Genomic DNA, 20,556 nt, shown 5'->3' on the forward strand with positions numbered 1-20,556 from the left:
TGCTTTTGTTTAAAATTCAACGATTATAATTAATTAAACCTTTTATATATTTGAAAGTCCAAAACATTAACATTTCTAATTATGAAGCATACGTTACACGTATATCTAGTTTTATTAATTTTTATTTTTGGTTGTTCTTCGGAAAATTCAAATAAACCTGAAGAAGAAATCGATACAGTATCCACTTATTTTCCACCGATAAATTCCGACACTTGGGAAACAAAATCTATCTCTGATTTAAGTTGGAATGAAGCAGAGCTACAACCGCTTCTTGATTATCTAGAAGAAAAAAACACCAAGAGTTTTATAATTTTACATGATGGAAAAATTGTAGTTGAGACATATATGAACGCCCATACTGATTCTAAATTTTGGTATTGGGCGAGCGCAGGAAAAACATTAACATCTACAACCGTTGGGATTGCACAAGATAACGAACTTATAAATATTAATAATAAAGTTTCTGATTATTTAGGAACAGCTTGGACGAGCACTACATTAGAGCAAGAAAACTTAATTACTTGTAAAAACTTGTTATCAATGGATTCTGGTTTAAACGATACTTTAGGTGATGATGTTTCTCCAGATAACCTTCAATATATTGATAATGCAGGATCTCGTTGGGCATACCATAATGTCTATGTAAAAATGCAAGATGTAGTTGCGGCAGCAAGCAACCAAGATTGGAACGATTACTTTACTGAAAATTTGAAAGATAAAATTGGAATGAGTGGCCAATGGATCGATCTTAACAATTTAAGCGTCTATTGGAGTAATACAAGAAGCATGGCACGTTTTGGACATCTTATTTACGCCAAAGGCCAGTGGGAAAACACACAAATTATTTCTGAAAATTTTATAGATGAAGCAAAAAGTACGTCTCAAAATATTAATGAAGCTTATGGCTATTTATGGTGGCTTAATGGAAAACCCTCCTATCATTTACCGCAAAGCCAATACGAATTTAGCGGAAAATTAATTCCTAATGCTCCCGATGATATGTTTGCCACATTGGGAAAAAACGATCAAAAAATTTATATCGTTCCTAGCAAAAAATTAGTAATTGTTAGAATGGGTGAAGCTGCTACTGAAGAAAATTTTGCACTTTCTAGTTTTGATAACGATTTTTGGGGAAAAATAAATGCAGTAATTAATTAGAATTAAAAACTAAAAAGCACAAGTTTTTTTCAAAGAACGTATCTAAAGATTAATATAATTAGCTATCGATCTTTAAAAAAAACACTTTGTATAAAAAACTGACCCTCTCATCACTATTTTTTTTCTGCTTCTATTTACAAAATTATGCGCAACTATGTGAAGGTAGCTTAGGAGATCCAGTAGTCGAAATAAACTTTGGATCGGGAACCTCGAAAGGAGGTGCTTTAGATTCTTCTATTACGGCCTTTACATATAGTAACGGAGAATTAGACGAAGGAGAATATACTATTGCAAATACTACTAGCGGTTTAAAAAGCAATGCTTGGCATGTTACTAGCGATCATACTGGAAACACAAATGGTTACATGATGGTTATAAATAGTGCCGTACTAGCAGATGAAGGTGTTTTTTACACTAAAACAGTAACCGGACTTTGTGCTAATACAACTTATGAGTTTTCTGCTTGGCTAATAAATATAATGAATCCTGCTATAGGAACGGATCAATATCATCCTGATGTTACGTTTCGTATAAGTGATTCATCCGGCAATATTTTAGGCTCCAACAACACCGGCGATATCTCTCAAACATCATCCGGTACTTGGCTACAATATGGCTTATTTTTTACTTTAGAGGACGAAACCGAAGTGATTATAACCATATTAAATATTGCACCAAGTGCACATCCAGGAAATGACATTGCTTTAGATGATATTGCTTTTAAGCCCTGTGGTCCAACAATAAGTAATACAATAGATAATCAAGATAAAAGCAACTTATCGGTTTGCCAAAATGAAAATGTAAGTTCTACATTTCAAGCATCAGTATCTTCTGGATATTCAGATCCTCGATATCAATGGCAATCATCAGATAATAATGGACTAACTTGGAATGACATTTCTGGAGAAACTACACCAAATTATATATTTACCGACACAAGCATAGCGGGTGATTTTTTATACCGATTAACCGTGGCTAACGGAAATAACATAAATACGTCGTCTTGTAGAATTACTTCAGACAATTTTAATATTGAAATTATTGAAACTCCCGAAGCCTTAACCGGTGAACCAGAACAAGTTTTTTGTACAACGGAAGCTGCGAAAATTGCAGATATTCAAGTTAATTCCACAGCTATTTGGTATGATAGTCTAACCGAAGGAAATATTTTAGCCAATACAAACAGCCTCGTTGATGGAACAACATATTATGCTGCAAAAGAAACCATTAGTGGTTGTGAAAGTGATGATAGAATTGCTGTTTTAGTTTCTATAATAGCTCCAAGTCTTATTATAAATAATATATCTACCGAGATTTGTGATAATCTAAATGATAGCCAAGAAACGATCGATTTAACAATTTACGAATCGGAAATAACAGACTGTAGCGATTGTGTTTTTACTTATTTTACATCGCAATCTAATGCAGAGAACGATGATGAAGGAAAAATATCAGTTCCTACAAGTTTTAATTGGTCTTTAGAAACTCCAATTATATACACACGAATCGATTCTGCCGATAATTGTTACCAAATTGCACAAATTGAAATCAGTTTACAAGATTCTCCCATAATTACAATCTCCGATTTTGTTGGTATTTGTGAAAATGACAATAATATAACTATTGATGCCGGAGATGGTTTTGATAGCTATTTATGGTCTACTGGAGATACCTCACAAACAATAACACCTACTATTGAAGATACTGGTAACTATACTGTAACAGTAACCCAAGATCATAACACTTATAGCTGTTCCTCAACAAAAGAATTTGAAATTGTATTATCTAATACCGCTGTTATTTCGAATATTGATATTGAAGACTGGACGGATTCCAACAATATGATAACTGTTAATTTATCTGAATTAAGCCTAGGTGATTATGAATATTCTATAGATAATATAACTTTTCAAGACAGTAATACATTTACAGCATTAACAGCTGGAGAATATATAATTTATGTAAGAGATAAAAATGGTTGCGGTACCACTCAAGAGCAAGTTTACTTATTGAATTCTCCTAAATATTTTACACCTAATAATGATGGGTACCATGATACATGGTCTATAAAGTATTCTGAAACAGAACCTAACTTAACGGTTAAAATATATGATAGATATGGAAAACTCCTCAAAAATTTAGGATCAACATCCTCATGGGATGGTACTTATAGCGGACAAAACATGCCAACTTCAGATTACTGGTTTGTAGTTACACGAGCAAATGGAAAAGATTACACTGGGCACTTTACGTTGAAAAGATAATATTTAAAATCTATAAACTTGCAAGCCTCATTTTAAAGATTCCTATTTAAAAAATGAATCTACAAACTCAAATTTATTAAACACTTGCAAATCCTCAATACCTTCTCCAACACCAATGTATTTTACAGGAATTTTAAATTGATCGGAAATTCCAATTACTACACCGCCTTTTGCTGTACCATCTAATTTGGTTACAGCCAAAGAAGTTACCTCTGTAGCTGCAGTAAACTGCTTAGCTTGCTCAAAAGCATTTTGCCCTGTAGAGCCATCTAAAACCAAAAGAACATCGTGAGGTGCGTCTACAACAACTTTTTGCATAACGCGTTTTACCTTTGTAAGCTCGTTCATTAAATTTACTTTGTTATGTAAACGTCCTGCAGTATCAATAATGATAACATCAGCTTCTTGATTTACTCCAGATTTTAGCGCATCGAAGGCTACAGATGCAGGATCACTTCCCATTTCTTGACGAATCATTGGTACATCTACACGATCTGCCCAAACCTGTAATTGATCTATAGCTGCCGCACGAAACGTATCAGCTGCGCCTAAAACAACATTAAGTCCTTGCTTTTTAAATTGATATGCTAACTTTCCAATAGTTGTAGTTTTACCTACACCATTTACGCCTACAACCATTAAAACATAAGGTGTTTTTCTTCCATCAGCTTGTTTTGGTAAACTAGGAATGGTGTATTCGGTGTCTTCACCAGAGTTTGTTTCACTTAAAAGTGCTGCGATTTCTTCACGAAGAATTTTATTAAGTTCTTCTGTTCCTAAATATTTATCTTTTGATACGCGTTCTTCAATACGCTCAATAACTTTTAGTGTGGTATCTACTCCAACATCACTAGAAACTAATACTTCTTCAAGATTATCTAGAACTTCAGCATCCACTTTAGATTTTCCGGCTACCGCTTTACTAAGCTTACCAAAAAAACTAGATTTTGTTTTTTCTAATCCTTTATCTAAGGTTTCTTTTTTATCTGACGAAAATATTTTTTTAAAAAAGCTCATTTTCTTGTTAGTTGTTATAGAGTGGTTATGCTCTTTTTATTTTGTTGTTTCTTACCGTTATGGTAAATATATTTTTAACGTTCTATCTCGCTGTTTTTATTAACTAAACTCAGCAGATACTCGCGTTAGGGATTGAAGCATTGTTGAAGCTCTTTTTGTGTTGTTGCACCTATGCGACACAAAAAAGCGACTGCGAAAAGCCCGACCCTTGCGGTAACGCACAAAATGATATTGTCAAATTCCTTACCACAAATATTTTTCTGCTAATCTGTCAGTCATTCAAAATTTACCTTTAGATTTTTAGCCTTTATTTCATTTTGATTATCTAAAGGTAAAGCCTTTAACTCTTATTTCAAATATAAAAATAAAAAAGCTGCTTTCGAAAACGAAAGCAGCTTTTAATATTATGTAACAATGTAAATTACTTTTTAGCTAAAAAGTCAGTTACTTGTTCTGGATTCATTATAGATTCAACAAACATGTAAGCTCCAGTTTTAGGAGATTTTACCATCTTTATTGCTTTTGTTAATCTTTTAGATCCTGTTTGTAATGATGCTACGGATTTCTTTGCCATGACCTATATGTTTTTAAGGTATTTGAAATTTTAAAACTAAAATTTCTAATTATTTAATTTCTTTATGAACTGTCATACGCTTAAGAATTGGATTAAATTTCTTAATCTCCATTCTATCTGGCGTGTTCTTTTTATTCTTTGTAGTAATGTAACGTGAAGTTCCTGCTTGACCAGACTCTTTATGCTCTGTACATTCTAAAATTACTTGTATTCTATTGCCTCTCTTTGCCATTTCTTTTTATTTTAAATACAGCGAATTACTTCGTTAAAAATCCTTTAGATTTTGCATCTTTAATTGCTGCAGAAATACCTATTTTATTAATTGTTTTTAAAGCAGATGTTGAAACTTTTAATGTCACCCAGCTGTCTTCTTCTGGAATGTAAAAACGTTTCTTTACTAAATTCGCATTAAATTTGCGTTTAGTTCTGTTCAATGCATGAGACACGTTGTTTCCAACCATTGCCTTCTTTCCTGTAAGTTCACAAACTCTTGACATTATATATAACTTTAATTTTGTTGCTTAAAATCGAGGTGCAAATATATAAAATCTTTACGGTATGACAACCAAAATATTATCTATTTTTAAAAATTTCTTTTAATAACATCTCAAAAGCCTTGTTAGCCCCTTTATTTATTACTTTTAATCGAAGGTTCCCTAACATAAGTTTTTCTGAATAAACTCCCGTTTTTGTAGCGATCGCAATATAAACAGTGCCAACCTCAACATCAGAATCACCTTTTGTTGGTCCTGCATTACCTGTTGTGGCAATGGCATAATCTGTATTAAATAATTTTAAAACATGCTGTGCCATAGATTCTGCTACTTTTGCACTTACTACAGAATCGGCCTCAATAGCTTCTTTAGAAACGCCTAAAATATTTATTTTAGATTCGGTAGCATAACTTACCACGCTGCCTTTAAAATAAGCCGATGCACCGGAATTTGCGGTAAAACGCTCGGCTATTTTACCTCCAGTACAACTTTCTGCCGTAGCAACAGTTTTACCTAATTTAGTAAGTTGTTTTCCTATTATACGTTCTATGGAATCATCTTCTTCTTCAAAACCTACAAATTCATCTTTGATAAGCGGAATAAGCTGATCTATTTGCTTTTGCACATCTGAAATCACTTTTTCCTTATCAAATCCTTTCGTTGATAAACGCAAGCGCATATTACCTAAACTTGGCAAATAAGCTAGTTTTATCTCGGGCGGCAAAGCATCTTCCCAATCTTCAATTCTTGCAGCTAGAGTACTTTCGCCTAAGCCAAAAATCAATAATGTACGATGCAAAATAAACGGACAATCAAATTTTTCTTTTATTCTCGGTACCACTTCTCCATCAATCAAACCTTCCATTTCGAAAGGCACACCAGGTAGCGATACAAAAACTTTATCACCCTTCTCTATCCACATGCCAGGAGCGGTTCCTAATGTATTCATTAAAACAGTAGCTTTAGATGGTACTAACGCCTGATCTAAATTAACTTGCAAGAGTGTTTGTCGTACATATTTTTGCCATAAATCCTTTATATTTCCTTCCACCGAAGCATCTCTAACTAAGGTGTCATTAAAATATTCGGCTAGCGTTTTTTTGGTAATATCATCTTTTGTAGGACCTAATCCTCCAGTAATTATTATTATATTTACACGGCTTTCGGCATCTTTAAATGCCTGAAGAATATGTTGTTTATCGTCTTGAATAGAGGTGATTTGATACACCGAAACCCCTATTTTACTAAGTTGTTTACCAATATATGCAGAATTAGTATCTATCACTTGCCCTATAAGTAGCTCATCTCCAATGGTAATAATTTCTGCTAACATAAGCTATAAATTAAAATCTACCTTCATTTCCGCTACAGCGTTTTCTATCGCAGTAATCACAACTTTTAATTGCGGTGTAACATCTAATTCCTTTTTCGTGAATTTCCCCCAATCTTGTACTTCAATTAAGGTGGCTAGCACGCCTAATTCAAATAAATCGATTGTAGGTTTCATTTTATGAGCTGCCTGATAAGCTTCATGGTAATCTTTCGCAGCAACTGCTTTTTTTAATCGTTCTGCATCTTCCGGTACTTCCTCTAAAAATGCTTCTGCTAGTGCAGCAATAAAACTTTCGTCATTATCCGCTAGCTCTCTCACTCTAAATAACTTGTAATGTTGTTCCATTTATTTAACTGTTATTGAAAATAATTCTTTATTTTCTATATATCCCTTTAGCTTGTCGTTTATGTTTACTTTTCCTACTCCAGCTGGTGTTCCCGTAAATATAATATCTCCTATCTTTAAAGTAAAATATTTCGACACATATTCTATTAATTCATCAATTTTCCATAACATATGGCTCGTATTTCCATTTTGCACAAAAAAATCATTCATTTTTAAAGAAAAATTTATATTATCCACATTTTCAACACTATCAACAGGTATCCATTCACCAATAACTGCGGCCCCATCAAAACTTTTTGCTTTTTCCCATGGCAACCCCTTGGCCTTTAATTTTGCCTGTAAATCACGTGCTGTAAAATCTATACCTAAGCCTATTTCATTATAATATTTGTGAGCAAATTTTCTATCAATATGCTTACCTACACGATTAATTTTTACTAAAACCTCAACCTCATAATGTACATCATTAGAAAAATCCGGGATAAAAAACGGCTGCTTTTTAAGTAAAATCGCCGTATCAGGCTTTAAAAACACCACCGGATCTGTTGGCTTTTCGTTATTCAATTCCTCAATGTGTTCGGTGTAATTACGACCAATGCAGATTAATTTCACGGTTTTTCATTTTTAAAAACAAGAACTCAACAAATCATCACGAATAGCAAACTCTAGTCTATTTTCTATATTATTTTCTTTTGGGCGTTACCACAAGGGTCGGGCTTTCTCTACTCGCTCCCTCCTAAAAAGTCGTGGAGCTCAAACATGCCGTTCAATCCCTAACGCGAAGTCTACTTGCAAAGATTATCTTTAAGCGGTAACCAATGTCTTACCCTTAAGCAAAACTATAATCTTCTAGCTTAACCTAAATTTTATTATTAAAACTGCGCAACTTAATGGCTGTTAATACTTTTTTAGTATACAAAGGGAAATCGGCATTTAATAACCAACCAAAATAACCTGGTTCACTTTCCAAAACATCAGTTACCAGCTTTCCTTTATGCTTTCCGAAAGAAAAACACTCTTCACCCTTTTTATTATAATTTATAAATCCAGCAAAATCAGCAAACTTATTTCTGGCACTAAACTCTGCCAAAAATTTTGTGTTATTTTCTAATTCATCATACCTTTCTATTTGTGCCTTAAGCACTTCGTAAGTAGCGTTGGTATCAGCTTCCGCACCGTGAGCACCTTCTAACTCTTCATTACAATAAAACTTATAAGCAGCACTTAATGTACGTTGTTCCATTTTATGAAAAATAGTTTGCACATCTACAGCCAAACTGCTTTTCATATCAAAATCAATATCTGCTCGTAGTAATTCTTCAGCTAATAAAGGAATATCAAACCTATTGGAATTAAATCCACCTAAATCCGAATCCTTAATCATGCTATAAATATCCTTAGCCAATTCTTTAAATGTAGGCTCGTTAGCAATTTTCTCATTGCTTATTCCGTGAATTTCAACAACTTCTTGCGGAATATTCATTTCCGGATTTACTAACCACGTTCTGCTTTCCTTGTTCCCATTAGGATATACTTTAAGAATAGAAATCTCTACAACTCTATCTTTAGATATATTTATTCCTGTAGTTTCTAAATCAAAGAAACAAATGGGTTTTGTTAAGTTTAATTGCATTTTAAATTAAATATTTTTACAAATATACTTTTAAAATTTGTTTAAATTTGTTCAAATTATGAATTCAAACTACAAAATAGCATATTCTTTTATTCTGTTTCTTTTTATTTCTTTTTTCAGTTTTGCTCAGCAAACACGAGACAAAAAAGTATCGCTTATAAAAAAGCAAAACGGCAAACGTTTAGAGTTTTACGCAAAAAACACAGACTCTATGAGCTACTCCGTTTTTTTACGTATAGTTACAAAAGACTATAGAAGAAGTAGTAACAGACCCGTTTTAAAAGTTATTCCTGCCAATAGTGAAATACATTTAATTACTCTCATAAAATTAACCGATAAACCGGGTAATTACGAAGAACAATTTATTGTAAATAAAGTTAGTCAAAGTTTACGCATTCGAAAAGATTTTGACGACTTTCAAATAAATATCGACGATGCTTTAAAAACCAAAGACATAACCATTTTTGAATCTGATAACTGCTCACTGTGCGAAGATGCTAAAAGTCTGTTTAATAATTCCAAAATCGCTTTTAAAACAAAACATATAATAGAAAATTATAATGACTTAGAGCTTCTTTTAAAAAATTCAGATATAACTAAAGACAGTATTAAAAACCTGCCATTTATACTTAAAATTAAATCTAAAGTATATACCAACATATGTACAGAAAAAGCCCTTATAGACACCTTAAATAATTACAATAACTAATCTATATCTCTCTATTAATATCCCAAGCTTCAAGATAATCGCTAACCGCTTTTACAAACATTCCGCCTAAAGCGCCATTAACAACGCGATGATCGTAAGAGTGAGATAAAAACATTTTGTAACGAATACCAATAAAATCACCTTCAGGTGTTTCAATAACTGCAGGCACTTTCCTAATAGCTCCTAAAGCCAGAATCCCAACTTGTGGCTGGTTAATTATAGGTGTACCCATAATACTACCAAAGGTTCCTACATTAGTTACTGTATAAGTTCCGCCTTGAACATCATCAGGTTTAAGTTGATTTAATCGTGCTCTGTTAGCTAAATCATTTACCTGTTTTGTCATACCAACTAAATTAAGCTGATCGGCATTTTTAATAACGGGCACAATTAAATTCCCATCTGGTAAGGCTGCTGCCATACCAAGGTTTATATTTTTCTTTTTTACAATAGTGTCTCCTTGTAAAGAAATATTCATCATTGGATAATCACGAAGTGCTTTCGCTATAGCTTCCATAAAAATAGGTGTAAACGTTAAGTTTTCACCTTCACGTTTCATAAAGCCTGCTTTAACTTTCTTTCTCCAATTCCAAACATTAGTAACATCGGTTTCAATAAAACTTTGAACGTGTGCTGCAGTTTGAGTTGATTCTACCATATGATGCGCAACTAACTTGCCCATTCTGGTCATTTCAATAATATCATCCTCGCCATTAGAAATAACTGGTTTAGCTGCTTGTGATGGTTTTACAGGTTGTGATTTTACCGCTATTGGCATTTCAGCTTTTGCGTTATTTACAACCGGTATAGCACCTTTACCTTTATTCTCTAAATAATTTAAAATATCTGTTTTGGTTACGCGATCATCTTTACCGGTACCAACAATAGCGTCTAAATCTGCTTGCGATACTCCTTCTGCTTTAGCTATATTTTTAACTAAAGGCGAATAAAAACGCGTTTCGTTTGAAACTATTGGAGCTACAGTTTCTTTAGCTATATTTATAGTTTGTTCAATTTGCTCAGCGACATGCTCCTCTGTATCCACTACTTCCTTAGCAACAGTTTCTCTAGCGCTTTCAACATCACCATCCGTTTCAATTATTGCTAAAACCTCACCAACCTGAACAACATCATCAACATTAAAAAACTTTTCTACCAAAACACCATCAAATTCACTCGGGACTTCGCTATCTACCTTATCGGTAGCAATTTCAAGAACTGCCTCGTCCAATTCAATAGTATCTCCAACTTCTTTTAACCAAGAGGTAATTGTTGCCTCAGCAACGCTTTCTCCCATTTTAGGTAACTTTAGTTCAAACTTTGCCATATTAATAATAAAATACTTGTTTTTTAATTTTAGACTGCAAAATTAATGAAAAATCAGGGATTTCCTTACACAAATCACATAATACTATTGAAAAACTATCACTTTACCTTGACTTAATCCATCATTACTACCAATGATAAAATTAGATTGGTTTGGTAATATTTTATAAGTTAACTCTTTATCCGTATTTTTTATATGCTCAATAATATCTTTGTAACTTAAAACATTGGCATCAAAAATAACTTCAGCATTTGTTTTAACCGAAGTTAGCTGTGTTTTCAAATTTAGCTTTTCAGAAAGTTTTGCTTCTAACTTACTATTAACTTCATTCGAAATAAAAATATATTCCGAAATAATTTTAATTTCATTTTTACGAATTCGTCTAAAAACAAAAGCCAACTTAATCCCTAACCAAACAACCAAATCGAAAATTAAATTTTGTTTAAAATGTTTCTCGTAAAAAATTTGCATCGCTCCATAAAAACGAAGCGCATAATTACGATCTTTCAGCGTGCTTTCCCCTTTAAAATGAATAATTGAAGTTCCTCCGTAATAGTAATTTTTATATCCAGAATTTAAGATTTTATATGATAAGTCTATATCTTCTCCATACATGAAATAATCTTCATCAAACCCGCCTACAGTATCAAAAACATTTTTTTTAATTAACATAAAAGCACCTACCAAAATACCAACTTCATCCTGACTTTCTTCATGCAAATGATTAGCATAGTATTTATCTGGATTACCGAGTATTTTTTTTAACGCCACTTTTACCGTTGGAATATTTCGTTTGCTTTCTGGTAAAAACAAACCACTGCCATTCATTAACCTACAACCAACAATGCCTAATTTTTCCTTTTTATCCGAAAAATCTAAAAGCTTCGTAAAAGTATCTTCCGCAACTACGGTGTCTGGATTTAAAACACAAATATACTCTCCTTTAGCAGTAGCTATTCCTATATTGTTTCCCTTTGAAAAACCAAAATTCTCTTTATTCTCAATAAGCTTCACCTCTGGAAACAACCTTTTCACCATTTGGCAACTATCATCACTAGAGTTATTATCGACCACAATAATTTCCGCGTCTATATCAGAAATTGCTGCTTGAGCACTCCTTAAAGCTAATTCTAAAAAGTAGCGCACGTTATAATTTAAAATGACAATTGAGAGTTTCAAATAATAAAAAATTACAATTTTAGAGAGGATTCAAAAGGAATTCTATTAACAATACTTCGCCCAAGTGTTATTTCATCGGCATATTCTAGTTCGTCGCCAACGGAAATCCCTCGTGCAATTGTTGATGTAAACACATCGTAATCTTGAATTTGTTTATATATATAAAAATTCGTGGTATCACCTTCCATCGTAGAGCTTAATGCAAAAATTAGTTCTTTAGCTTTGCCTTCTTTTACTTTATTAACCAAAGATTCTATATTTAAATCGTGAGGACCAATACCATCCATTGGAGAAATTTTCCCACCCAACACATGGTACAAACCTTTATACGAACTTGTGTTTTCAATTGCCATAACATCCCTAACATCTTCAACAACACAAATTAATGATTGATTCCGTCCTGGATTAGAACATATCTCACACAACGCTACGTCGCTAATATTATTGCAAGATTTACAAAACTTCACCTCAGTTCTCATGGTTTTTAAAGCTTCTGCCAAACCAATTGTTTGCTCTTTTGGTTGCCTTAACATATGTAAAACTAGACGCAAAGCGGTACGCTTACCTATACCCGGCAATTGAGACATCTCATTTACAGCACGTTCTAATAATTTCGAAGAAAATTCCATGGCTGCGAATTTACTATTTCACGAGGAATTTCGCTAATTTTAGTCCACACATTTAAATATCATCTTTTGCACTTGTTTATTGAAGTTTAATATTCGTATTTTGAAACTTGAAATTTAATTTTTAATGACAGCTACAAAAATACTTTTACTAATAGCCGCTTATTTTGGTCTATTAATTTTAATATCTTACTTCACAGGTAAAGAAGACAGCAACGACGCCTTTTTTAAAGCCAACAAATCGGCTCCTTGGTATTTAGTAGCCTTTGGCATGATTGGCGCATCGCTTTCTGGTGTTACTTTTATTTCCGTTCCTGGTTGGGTTGCTGGATCGCAGTTTAGCTATATGCAAGTAGTTTTCGGTTATTTGGTTGGCTATTTGGTTATTGCCTTTGTACTCATGCCTATTTATTATAAACTAAATGTAATATCTATTTACCAATATTTAGAAAGTAGATTTGGTACAGTAAGTTACAAAACAGGTGCTTTTTTCTTCTTTATCTCACGAGTTTTAGGAGCCGCCTTCAGATTATATTTAATCGCCATTGTTTTACAAAAATTTGTTTTCGATGCTTACGGAATTCCGTTTGTAGTTACTGTAAGTATTTCCATCTTGCTTATTTGGCTCTACACTTTTAAAGGCGGCATAAAAACCATTATTTGGACCGACACTCTACAAACCCTATTTATGCTTACAGCCTTAGTGGTTGCTGTATATTTAATTACCGATGAACTGAATTGGAGTTTTAAAGATTTTCTTGCTTCGGAAGAGTTAACGAAGTACAACAAAATTATGTTTACCGATTCTATTTTAGCTAAAAATTATTTTGTGAAATCGTTTTTAGGCGGTATGTTTATTGCAATTTGCATGACAGGTTTAGACCAAGATATGATGCAAAAAAACCTAAGTTGTAAAACCTTAAAAGATGCGCAAAAGAACATGCTATCCTTTGCATCTGTTTTAATTTTTGTTAATTTTGTGTTCTTATTACTTGGTGCTCTACTATTTATTTATGCTGAAAAACATAACATTGCCATCCCAATGCTAGACGGAAAACCAAAAACAGATTTACTTTTTCCTGAAATTGCACTTAATGGAGGATTGAGCATCTCCCTAGCTATTTTCTTTTTACTAGGTTTAATTGCGGCTGCTTACAGCAGTGCCGATTCTGCCCTAACATCCTTAACCACATCATTTTGCGTGGATTTTTTAGGAATTGAAAACCGAGAAGAAAGCACTAAAAAAGGATTAAGAAAACGCGTACATATATTAATGAGTATTTTACTAATTATTGTAATCGTAATTTTTAAATATGTACTAGACAGTAATGTTATTGATAATTTACTAAAAGTAGCAGGATATACCTATGGACCACTATTAGGGTTATTTGCCTTTGGAATTTTCACCAAGCGAACTATTAAAGATAAATTAGTTTGGGTAGTTGCCGCGGTTGCATTAACCCTATCTTTTATTATAGGAAACATTCCTGCCGAAAATCTTGGCGGTTACGTTATTGGCTATGAACTTTTAATTATAAACGGCATGCTAACTTTTATTGGCCTATACCTTATATCGAAAAAAAGCAATGCTTAATACTGTTTTGTAGATAATAATACTAAAGTACAAGCAACTTCGAAAGTAATATTGTTTTCTTTTAAAATAGTGTAAAACTCAGGGTTTTCTGTACCAGGATTAAAAATAACACGTTCAGGTTTTAAGGAAAGAATATAATCAAAATAGGCTTTTTGGCGGCTAGGGTTTAAATACAACGTAACTGTATCAATAGATTTATATAGCACTAATTCCGTATCAATGTTTACGCCTGCAACAATTCCTTTTCTTAAACCAATAGTCACTACTTCGTGTTTATGAGCTACTAATTTTTTAATAGCTATGTTTGAATAGCGATCAGGCTTTAAAGACGCACCGATTACCAAAGTTTTTTTACTCATTTTTTTAGTTATTTTAGACTGTTTTAGACGCAATTTTTAAAGTTTCCTTACTCGAAATAAAACATAAAAAGTTGTACCATTTTAAACAAAAATTTCTATAAAAATAATTCAGTTTTTTTAAAACGGACAAAAACAAAGCTGCTTTATTCGAAAAAAAATATAAATCTATAAAATAAAACCAAACAAAATTCGTTATAGTACAGATAACCAAACAAATACGTGGTATAATTATTTAGAGTTAGTCGTCTTCAACATTACAAAAAACGTATATAATTTGATGGTTATTATTTTAAAGCTCAGGCTTACGCCTGAGCTTTATTTATTGATAATCAAAATGTTAAAACTTGTTAAAGTTTAAATATTTTTGCAATATAATTACCTTTTCTACGTCTAAGCTTTTAAGATTCTTCACTTATGTGTTAGTGAAAGTTGATTAATAGCTAGAAAAACCCAAAACTTTAATGTTTTGGGTTTTTCGTTTTTCGCAAACTCTTATCTATAAAATAAAAAGAGATTTTTTGCAAGAACTTCACAAAAAAACTAAAACCTAACAAACAAGCAACCTCTTTTATTTATTAAAAATGTAATTTCATCCCTTCGTGAGTAGCTTTAAAACCAAGGTTTTCGTAAAATTTAATTGCCCGAGGTCTTTTTTTATCAGAGGTTAATTGTACTAAATGCGCTTTTTTTTCTTTTGCTCTTTTTATTGCCCATTCAAAAACTGTCTTTCCAATCCCGAGTCCTCTTTGGTCTTTTTTTATAAATACATTTTCTATTTGTGCTCTAACTCCACCACAATAGCTCAAATATTGAATAAATGTTAATTGAAGCGTTCCAATGATTTCAAAATCATCATTTTCAACAACAATGAGTTCTTGATTTACATCAGAATCTATTTTTTCAAACGCTTTTAAATAAGCATTAGGCAATGGGTTTTGGAAATTTTCTCTTTTTTTCCCGAGTATATCATCTGCCATCATTTCCACGATTATAGAAATATCATTTTCTGTTGCTTTTCTAAAGTTCATTATTGAATTGAGTTTTTATCTTATTGTTGATATGCAGAATCTATAACATATTGCGTGTTAATACATGAAGTTGAGGAAGAAGAACAGGGAGATAACAAACAAAATATTTATAAGTAAATCCAAATTACGGCAATACTTAAGCTGTTTTTAGCAAGGAAATTAAAAGTAATTGAGCAGTTAAATACAAACCCAATATCAATTACAAATATTGTTGTAAAACGCTTTTCATGTTCATTCTTTCTAATGAAAAAGTTGTAGAATTTTCATCCAACAGATTAATCATAAATAGATTTTTTTTAATCAATTCAGATTCATCAATATCAATAATTTCATTACTATTTCTAATCTTTTTAATTGATTTAAAAATGAGTTCAATTAATTTTTCAAAATGAGTTTCATCTAGATTCTGCATTATTTTCAGCATATCATCATTCGATACTCTAGAAATTTCGTTTAATGATAAACCAAATTCTGTTTTTAAAATCTCACCAATTTCATTAACTCCAACATTAATATTCTCCAGATCTAAGTCTTCAACTTTAGATATAAGCCCTTTTAAAAGAAGTGCTAACCTTTGAATTTCTCTTAATAAAAAATCTTTTTCTTCAATCAAAATTTAAGTTGGTTTAATGTATATGGTATGTTACGTATTTAAGACCGTAATTTAGTAAATAAAAACGAAATAGAAAACTCGTAAATATTTTAGGAAGTAAACAAAAACTATAACTTAATCTTATATATATACCTGATTTTAGTTCAATACTTAAACCCAATAAGGCTTATATTAAAGCTGTTGGCCCAAAGGTTTTATTCTTTATTCTGAATAAAAATATTAGTAAACTCAATTGGTGAATTATTTTTGTCTACAACAAATCCAGAAACTAAATTATGAGAACAAAAAATTAAAAAAGAAGATAATATTTAATTCACCTCAGCAAACTCCCGCGTTAAGGATTGCAATGAAAAGCCCACAGTGCCCCTGATGAAATCGGGGCACGAGGACTTGTAATGTAAAGCCTGACCCGAAGGGAAACGCCCATATTTTTATAACTAAAAACTTTTTACCATTTTATAATAACACTTCCCCAGGTAAATCCACTACCAAAGGCTGCTAAAACAACATTATCGCCCTCTTTAATTTTACCTTCTTCCCAAGCTTCGGTTAAGGCAATTATAATAGATGCTGCTGTTGTGTTTCCATATTTTTGGATGTTACTAAATACTTGATCGTCGTTTAATCCAAATTTTCGCTGTATAAATTGAGATATTCTTAAATTAGCTTGATGCGGAATTAACATATCGATATCTTCTTTCTGCATATTGTTTTTAGCCAAACCTTCCATGATAACTTCACTAAAACGTACCACGGCGTTTTTGAAAACAAATTGCCCATCCATGTATGGAAAATACGATATATCATCGTCTCCAGCTTCTTTCAATTCGGGAACCCAATGCCCTATACTTGGCGATTCTACTATAAGTTTATCGGCATATTGACCTTGACTATGTAAATGTGTGGATAGAATACCTTTACTGTTATCTTCTTCACGAGATAGCACACATGCTCCCGCTCCATCGCCAAAAATAACGCTTACATTACGGCCTCGCGTGGTTTTATCTAGTCCGTTACTATGGTATTCGGATCCAATTACCAATATGTTTTTATACATGCCGGTTTTTATGAATTGATCGGCCACTGAAATGGCGTAAACAAAGCCTGAACATTGGTTTCGCACATCGAGCGCTCCAATGGTTCCCATATCGAGCATATCTTGAATTTGCACACCACAGCCTGGAAAATAATAATCTGGACTTAGCGTGGCAAACACAATAAAATCGATATCGTCTTTGGTTAACCCAGAACGCTCTATAGCAATTCTAGCTGCTTTTGCTCCCATAACTGCAGAGCTATCATCGGTACCTTCTTTTATCCAACGGCGTTCTTCTATACCGGTTCGTTCCTGGATCCAAGCATCGTTGGTGTCCATTATTTTTGACAAATCGTCGTTAGTTACCACGTTTTCTGGTAGGTATTTCCCTAAACCAATTATTTTTGAGTTGTACATACTATCTCTAGATTAGATAGGCAAAGTACAATAAGTCTGCTAATTCCTCAAATTTCCAAAATATTTTTTTTCAATAATTTAAAAGCAGACGAGTTTGACAGATTGAAATTACGAATTGTATAATATTCTTTAAAGCGTGTCACTTTGTCATATTTATTCAATTGGCATTTTTGTTGACTATTATATCGAAGTAAGTTAAAATTAAATTAATCAGTTTTCGCTTAGGCGGAAATAAAAAAATAATTAATATCATGACAAAAGGAAGTATTAATGTATCGGTAGAGAATATCTTTCCGCTTATTAAAAAATTCTTATACAGCGATCACGAAATATTTTTACGTGAGCTTATTAGTAACGGTACCGATGCAACGTTAAAATTAAAACATTTAACAAGTATTGGAGAATCTAAAGCTGAATACGGTAATCCACAAATAGAGGTTAGAATAGATAAAGAAGGTAAAAAACTTTACATTACCGATCAAGGTTTAGGTATGAGTGCCGAAGAAGTTGAAAAATATATTAACCAAGTGGCTTTTTCTGGAGCTGAAGAGTTTTTAGATAAATATAAAGACTCTGCTAAAGATTCTGGAATTATCGGACATTTTGGTTTAGGTTTTTACTCTGCCTTTATGGTTGCAGAAAAAGTTGAAATTATCACTAAATCGCATAGAGAAGAAGAACCAGCTGCACATTGGACTTGCGACGGATCTCCTGAGTTTACTTTAGAAGCATCGGACAAGACAACCAGAGGGACAGAAATTATTCTTCATATTGCTGAAGATTCTACTGAGTTTTTAGAGGAAAATAGAATTAGCGAATTACTTTCTAAGTATAACAAGTTTATGCCTGTGCCAATTAAATTTGGAACAAAAGAAGTAAACGATCCAGATTTTACACCAGCAACTACAACTGATAAAGATGGTAAAGAAACTACTGAGCCACACAAAAAAATTACAGTTGATAATATTATAAACAACCCAACTCCAGCTTGGACAAAACAACCAGCAGATTTAGAAGAGGTTGATTATAAAAACTTTTACCATGAGTTGTATCCAGCGCAATTTGAGGAGCCTTTATTCAACATTCACTTAAATGTAGATTATCCGTTTAACTTAACAGGAATTTTATACTTCCCTAAAATGTCGAGCGATAGTATGCAAATGCAGAAGGATAAAATTCAGCTGTATCAAAACCAAGTTTATGTTACCGATAATGTAGAAGGTATTGTTCCAGAATTTTTAACCATGTTACGTGGTGTTATCGATTCTCCAGATATTCCTTTAAATGTATCACGTTCTTACTTACAAGCCGATGGTGCTGTAAAAAAGATTTCATCTTACATTACAAGAAAAGTTGCCGATAAATTAAAATCTCTTTTCAATTCTAATCGTGAAGATTTCGAAGCGAAATGGGCCGATATTAAAATCGTTATTGAATACGGAATGTTATCTGAAGAGAAATTCTTCGAAAAAGCAGATGCTTTTGCTTTATACCCAACTGTAGATGGCGTTCACTATACTTACGAGGAGTTATTCAATAAAATAAAAGATAACCAAACCGATAAAGACGGTAAATTAGTAGTGCTTTATGCATCTAACAAAGATACACAACACAGCTATATTGAATCGGCCAAATCTAAAGGTTACGAGGTTTTATTGTTAGATTCTCCAATAGTTTCGCATTTAATCCAAAAATTAGAAAGCAGCAAAGAGAACATCACTTTTGCTCGTGTTGATGGCGACCATATCAATAATTTAATTAAGAAAGACGAAACAACAATTTCTAAATTAGATGAAGAACAAACTAAAACGTTAGACGCTTTATTAAAAGAAGTTATTCCTCAAGAAAAATTCACAGTTCAGTTAGAATCTATGGATAGCGATGAGTCTCCATTCACAATTACGCAACCAGAATTTATGCGTAGAATGAAAGAAATGCAAGCTACCGGTGGTGGCGGTATGCAAATGTTTGGTAACATGCCAGAAATGTATAACTTAATTGTAAATACAAATTCTGTTTTAGTTAACGATATTTTAGCAACCGAAGTTAAGGAAACTCAAGAGCGTTTAATTATACAAAGTTTAGATTTAGCACGCCTTTCTCAAGGTTTATTAAAAGGTGAAGAATTAACAAACTTTATTAAACGTAGTTACGAAATGATTAAGTAAATAATTTATTTTACTTTTTCGCTTTCGCGGAAATATAAAAACCAAAACCACTTTGTGAAAACAGAGTGGTTTTTTTATTTTAAAGATATTGTACTAAAGTTGATTTTAAACTAACTTCTAAAACAGAATATATTTCTACTATATTTGCTTAAAAAAGAAATAAAAATGAAAAACACCTTATTAATTGTATTTGCATTAATCCTTTTTACATCCTGTGGAAGCGATGATACCACAAGCAATACTTACAAAGATTACACAGTAGAAAACGATGCTGAAATTTTAGCTTATATCGCAGAAAACAATTTAACAGCACAAAAAAGTAGCACTGGCCTTTATTACGTAATAAACACACAAGGTACAGGAACGCAACCCACATCTGCAGACAATGTAACGGTTGCATACAAAGGTTACTTTACAAATGGTACTGTATTCGATGAGAGCGACGAAACCGGTATCTCCTTCAATTTAAACCAAGTAATTCCCGGCTGGACAGAAGGCATTACCTATTTTAACGAAGGCGGTAGCGGTATGCTTTTAATACCAGCGCACTTAGCTTATGGAAGTTATAATTACAATGGTATTCCTGCCGGTTCTGTATTAATTTTTGATATTTCGCTTCTAGCGGTAAATTAAGCAATACCATATAAAAAATCATTTAACGGCTACCTAAAATATGGTTTAC

21 protein-coding genes are annotated in these 20,556 nt (G+C 32.5%); 6 read left to right on the top strand and 15 right to left on the bottom strand.

The window, feature by feature from the left end; genetic code table 11:
- Positions 1 to 81 precede the first annotated feature (81 nt).
- Positions 82 to 1,158, top strand: a complete 1,077-nt coding sequence (locus M4I23_RS10485) for a serine hydrolase (protein ID WP_249754359.1) — start codon at positions 82 to 84, stop codon at positions 1,156 to 1,158.
- A gap of 86 nt (positions 1,159 to 1,244) precedes the next feature.
- Entirely contained in the window at positions 1,245 to 3,422 is a 2,178-nt protein-coding gene (locus tag M4I23_RS10490) for a T9SS type B sorting domain-containing protein (protein ID WP_249754360.1), read from the top strand.
- Between the two features lie 42 nt (positions 3,423 to 3,464).
- Here M4I23_RS10490 and ftsY read toward each other — a convergent pair whose 3' ends face one another.
- The 8 genes from ftsY to M4I23_RS10530 form a co-directional block, all read right to left on the bottom strand.
- Entirely contained in the window at positions 3,465 to 4,439 is a 975-nt protein-coding gene (gene ftsY / locus M4I23_RS10495; protein WP_249754361.1) for a signal recognition particle-docking protein FtsY, read from the bottom strand.
- A gap of 421 nt (positions 4,440 to 4,860) precedes the next feature.
- The gene (locus tag M4I23_RS10500) at positions 4,861 to 5,013 is read right to left on the bottom strand and encodes a DUF4295 domain-containing protein (RefSeq protein WP_158844456.1); all 153 of its coding nucleotides are present in this window, start codon (positions 5,011 to 5,013) and stop codon (positions 4,861 to 4,863) included.
- A 49-nt stretch (positions 5,014 to 5,062) separates the two neighbouring features.
- A complete protein-coding gene (gene rpmG / locus M4I23_RS10505) occupies positions 5,063 to 5,245 on the bottom strand; it encodes a 50S ribosomal protein L33 (protein ID WP_042500020.1) in 183 nt (60 codons plus the stop codon).
- Between the two features lie 25 nt (positions 5,246 to 5,270).
- On the bottom strand, positions 5,271 to 5,510 hold the full coding sequence (gene rpmB / locus M4I23_RS10510; protein WP_158844458.1) for a 50S ribosomal protein L28: 240 nt from the start codon (positions 5,508 to 5,510) through the stop codon (positions 5,271 to 5,273).
- 76 nt (positions 5,511 to 5,586) lie between these two features.
- The gene (locus M4I23_RS10515; RefSeq protein ID WP_249754362.1) at positions 5,587 to 6,840 is read right to left on the bottom strand and encodes a CinA family nicotinamide mononucleotide deamidase-related protein; all 1,254 of its coding nucleotides are present in this window, start codon (positions 6,838 to 6,840) and stop codon (positions 5,587 to 5,589) included.
- 3 nt (positions 6,841 to 6,843) lie between these two features.
- Positions 6,844 to 7,185, bottom strand: coding sequence for an Hpt domain-containing protein (locus M4I23_RS10520; protein ID WP_249754363.1), 342 nt, complete (start codon positions 7,183 to 7,185; stop codon positions 6,844 to 6,846).
- Entirely contained in the window at positions 7,186 to 7,797 is a 612-nt protein-coding gene (locus M4I23_RS10525; RefSeq protein ID WP_249754364.1) for a fumarylacetoacetate hydrolase family protein, read from the bottom strand.
- A gap of 247 nt (positions 7,798 to 8,044) precedes the next feature.
- The gene (locus tag M4I23_RS10530; protein WP_158844466.1) at positions 8,045 to 8,818 is read right to left on the bottom strand and encodes a 3'-5' exonuclease; all 774 of its coding nucleotides are present in this window, start codon (positions 8,816 to 8,818) and stop codon (positions 8,045 to 8,047) included.
- Between the two features lie 58 nt (positions 8,819 to 8,876).
- On the opposite strand from M4I23_RS10530, the gene M4I23_RS10535 reads away from it, so the two are divergent.
- Positions 8,877 to 9,527 carry a hypothetical protein gene (locus M4I23_RS10535; protein ID WP_249754365.1) on the top strand — a complete coding sequence of 217 codons (651 nt, stop codon included), beginning with the start codon at positions 8,877 to 8,879 and terminating at the stop codon, positions 9,525 to 9,527.
- Position 9,528: 1 nt separating this feature from the next.
- On the opposite strand, the gene M4I23_RS10540 is transcribed toward M4I23_RS10535, so the two are convergent.
- The 3 genes from M4I23_RS10540 to recR form a co-directional block, all read right to left on the bottom strand.
- Positions 9,529 to 10,854 (bottom strand): dihydrolipoamide acetyltransferase family protein, encoded by a 1,326-nt coding sequence (locus M4I23_RS10540; protein WP_249754366.1) that lies wholly within the window; start codon positions 10,852 to 10,854, stop codon positions 9,529 to 9,531.
- Between the two features lie 84 nt (positions 10,855 to 10,938).
- Positions 10,939 to 12,033, bottom strand: a complete 1,095-nt coding sequence (locus tag M4I23_RS10545; RefSeq protein WP_249754367.1) for a glycosyltransferase family 2 protein — start codon at positions 12,031 to 12,033, stop codon at positions 10,939 to 10,941.
- Between the two features lie 11 nt (positions 12,034 to 12,044).
- Positions 12,045 to 12,662 carry a recombination mediator RecR gene (recR, locus tag M4I23_RS10550; protein ID WP_158844476.1) on the bottom strand — a complete coding sequence of 206 codons (618 nt, stop codon included), beginning with the start codon at positions 12,660 to 12,662 and terminating at the stop codon, positions 12,045 to 12,047.
- Positions 12,663 to 12,786: 124 nt separating this feature from the next.
- Here recR and M4I23_RS10555 point away from each other — a divergent pair, with 124 nt between their 5' ends.
- On the top strand, positions 12,787 to 14,253 hold the full coding sequence (locus M4I23_RS10555) for a sodium:solute symporter (RefSeq protein ID WP_249754368.1): 1,467 nt from the start codon (positions 12,787 to 12,789) through the stop codon (positions 14,251 to 14,253).
- On the opposite strand, the gene M4I23_RS10560 is transcribed toward M4I23_RS10555, so the two are convergent.
- The 4 genes from M4I23_RS10560 to M4I23_RS10575 all read right to left on the bottom strand — a co-directional run bounded on the left by M4I23_RS10560 (position 14,250) and on the right by M4I23_RS10575 (position 17,706).
- Positions 14,250 to 14,612 carry a CoA-binding protein gene (locus M4I23_RS10560; RefSeq protein WP_158844480.1) on the bottom strand — a complete coding sequence of 121 codons (363 nt, stop codon included), beginning with the start codon at positions 14,610 to 14,612 and terminating at the stop codon, positions 14,250 to 14,252. The two genes, M4I23_RS10555 and M4I23_RS10560, sit on opposite strands and share 4 nt — an antisense overlap.
- Before the next feature lie 575 nt (positions 14,613 to 15,187).
- A complete protein-coding gene (locus M4I23_RS10565) occupies positions 15,188 to 15,640 on the bottom strand; it encodes a GNAT family N-acetyltransferase (protein ID WP_249754369.1) in 453 nt (150 codons plus the stop codon).
- A 199-nt stretch (positions 15,641 to 15,839) separates the two neighbouring features.
- Positions 15,840 to 16,253 carry a hypothetical protein gene (locus tag M4I23_RS10570; protein ID WP_249754370.1) on the bottom strand — a complete coding sequence of 138 codons (414 nt, stop codon included), beginning with the start codon at positions 16,251 to 16,253 and terminating at the stop codon, positions 15,840 to 15,842.
- A 448-nt stretch (positions 16,254 to 16,701) separates the two neighbouring features.
- Entirely contained in the window at positions 16,702 to 17,706 is a 1,005-nt protein-coding gene (locus M4I23_RS10575; RefSeq protein ID WP_158844486.1) for a 3-oxoacyl-ACP synthase III family protein, read from the bottom strand.
- Between the two features lie 251 nt (positions 17,707 to 17,957).
- Here M4I23_RS10575 and htpG point away from each other — a divergent pair, with 251 nt between their 5' ends.
- Together htpG and M4I23_RS10585 are read left to right on the top strand one after the other, a co-directional pair.
- Positions 17,958 to 19,874, top strand: a complete 1,917-nt coding sequence (gene htpG, locus M4I23_RS10580; protein ID WP_158844488.1) for a molecular chaperone HtpG — start codon at positions 17,958 to 17,960, stop codon at positions 19,872 to 19,874.
- Between the two features lie 165 nt (positions 19,875 to 20,039).
- Entirely contained in the window at positions 20,040 to 20,507 is a 468-nt protein-coding gene (locus M4I23_RS10585) for an FKBP-type peptidyl-prolyl cis-trans isomerase (RefSeq protein ID WP_158844490.1), read from the top strand.
- Positions 20,508 to 20,556: the final 49 nt, after the last annotated feature.

The sequence above is a fragment of the Algibacter sp. L4_22 genome (assembly GCF_023473045.1).
Lineage (GTDB): Bacteria > Bacteroidota > Bacteroidia > Flavobacteriales > Flavobacteriaceae > Algibacter.

Coding starts and splice junctions, on each gene's coding strand:
- M4I23_RS10485 (WP_249754359.1), top strand. CDS start 82: ATGAAGCATACGTTACACGTATATCTAGTTTTATTAATTTTTATTTTT.
- ftsY (WP_249754361.1), bottom strand. CDS start 4,439: ATGAGCTTTTTTAAAAAAATATTTTCGTCAGATAAAAAAGAAACCTTA.
- M4I23_RS10500 (WP_158844456.1), bottom strand. CDS start 5,013: ATGGCAAAGAAATCCGTAGCATCATTACAAACAGGATCTAAAAGATTA.
- rpmG (WP_042500020.1), bottom strand. CDS start 5,245: ATGGCAAAGAGAGGCAATAGAATACAAGTAATTTTAGAATGTACAGAG.
- rpmB (WP_158844458.1), bottom strand. CDS start 5,510: ATGTCAAGAGTTTGTGAACTTACAGGAAAGAAGGCAATGGTTGGAAAC.
- M4I23_RS10515 (WP_249754362.1), bottom strand. CDS start 6,840: ATGTTAGCAGAAATTATTACCATTGGAGATGAGCTACTTATAGGGCAA.
- M4I23_RS10520 (WP_249754363.1), bottom strand. CDS start 7,185: ATGGAACAACATTACAAGTTATTTAGAGTGAGAGAGCTAGCGGATAAT.
- M4I23_RS10530 (WP_158844466.1), bottom strand. CDS start 8,818: ATGCAATTAAACTTAACAAAACCCATTTGTTTCTTTGATTTAGAAACT.
- M4I23_RS10535 (WP_249754365.1), top strand. CDS start 8,877: ATGAATTCAAACTACAAAATAGCATATTCTTTTATTCTGTTTCTTTTT.
- M4I23_RS10540 (WP_249754366.1), bottom strand. CDS start 10,854: ATGGCAAAGTTTGAACTAAAGTTACCTAAAATGGGAGAAAGCGTTGCT.
- recR (WP_158844476.1), bottom strand. CDS start 12,662: ATGGAATTTTCTTCGAAATTATTAGAACGTGCTGTAAATGAGATGTCT.
- M4I23_RS10555 (WP_249754368.1), top strand. CDS start 12,787: ATGACAGCTACAAAAATACTTTTACTAATAGCCGCTTATTTTGGTCTA.
- M4I23_RS10560 (WP_158844480.1), bottom strand. CDS start 14,612: ATGAGTAAAAAAACTTTGGTAATCGGTGCGTCTTTAAAGCCTGATCGC.
- M4I23_RS10565 (WP_249754369.1), bottom strand. CDS start 15,640: ATGAACTTTAGAAAAGCAACAGAAAATGATATTTCTATAATCGTGGAA.
- M4I23_RS10575 (WP_158844486.1), bottom strand. CDS start 17,706: ATGTACAACTCAAAAATAATTGGTTTAGGGAAATACCTACCAGAAAAC.
- htpG (WP_158844488.1), top strand. CDS start 17,958: ATGACAAAAGGAAGTATTAATGTATCGGTAGAGAATATCTTTCCGCTT.
- M4I23_RS10585 (WP_158844490.1), top strand. CDS start 20,040: ATGAAAAACACCTTATTAATTGTATTTGCATTAATCCTTTTTACATCC.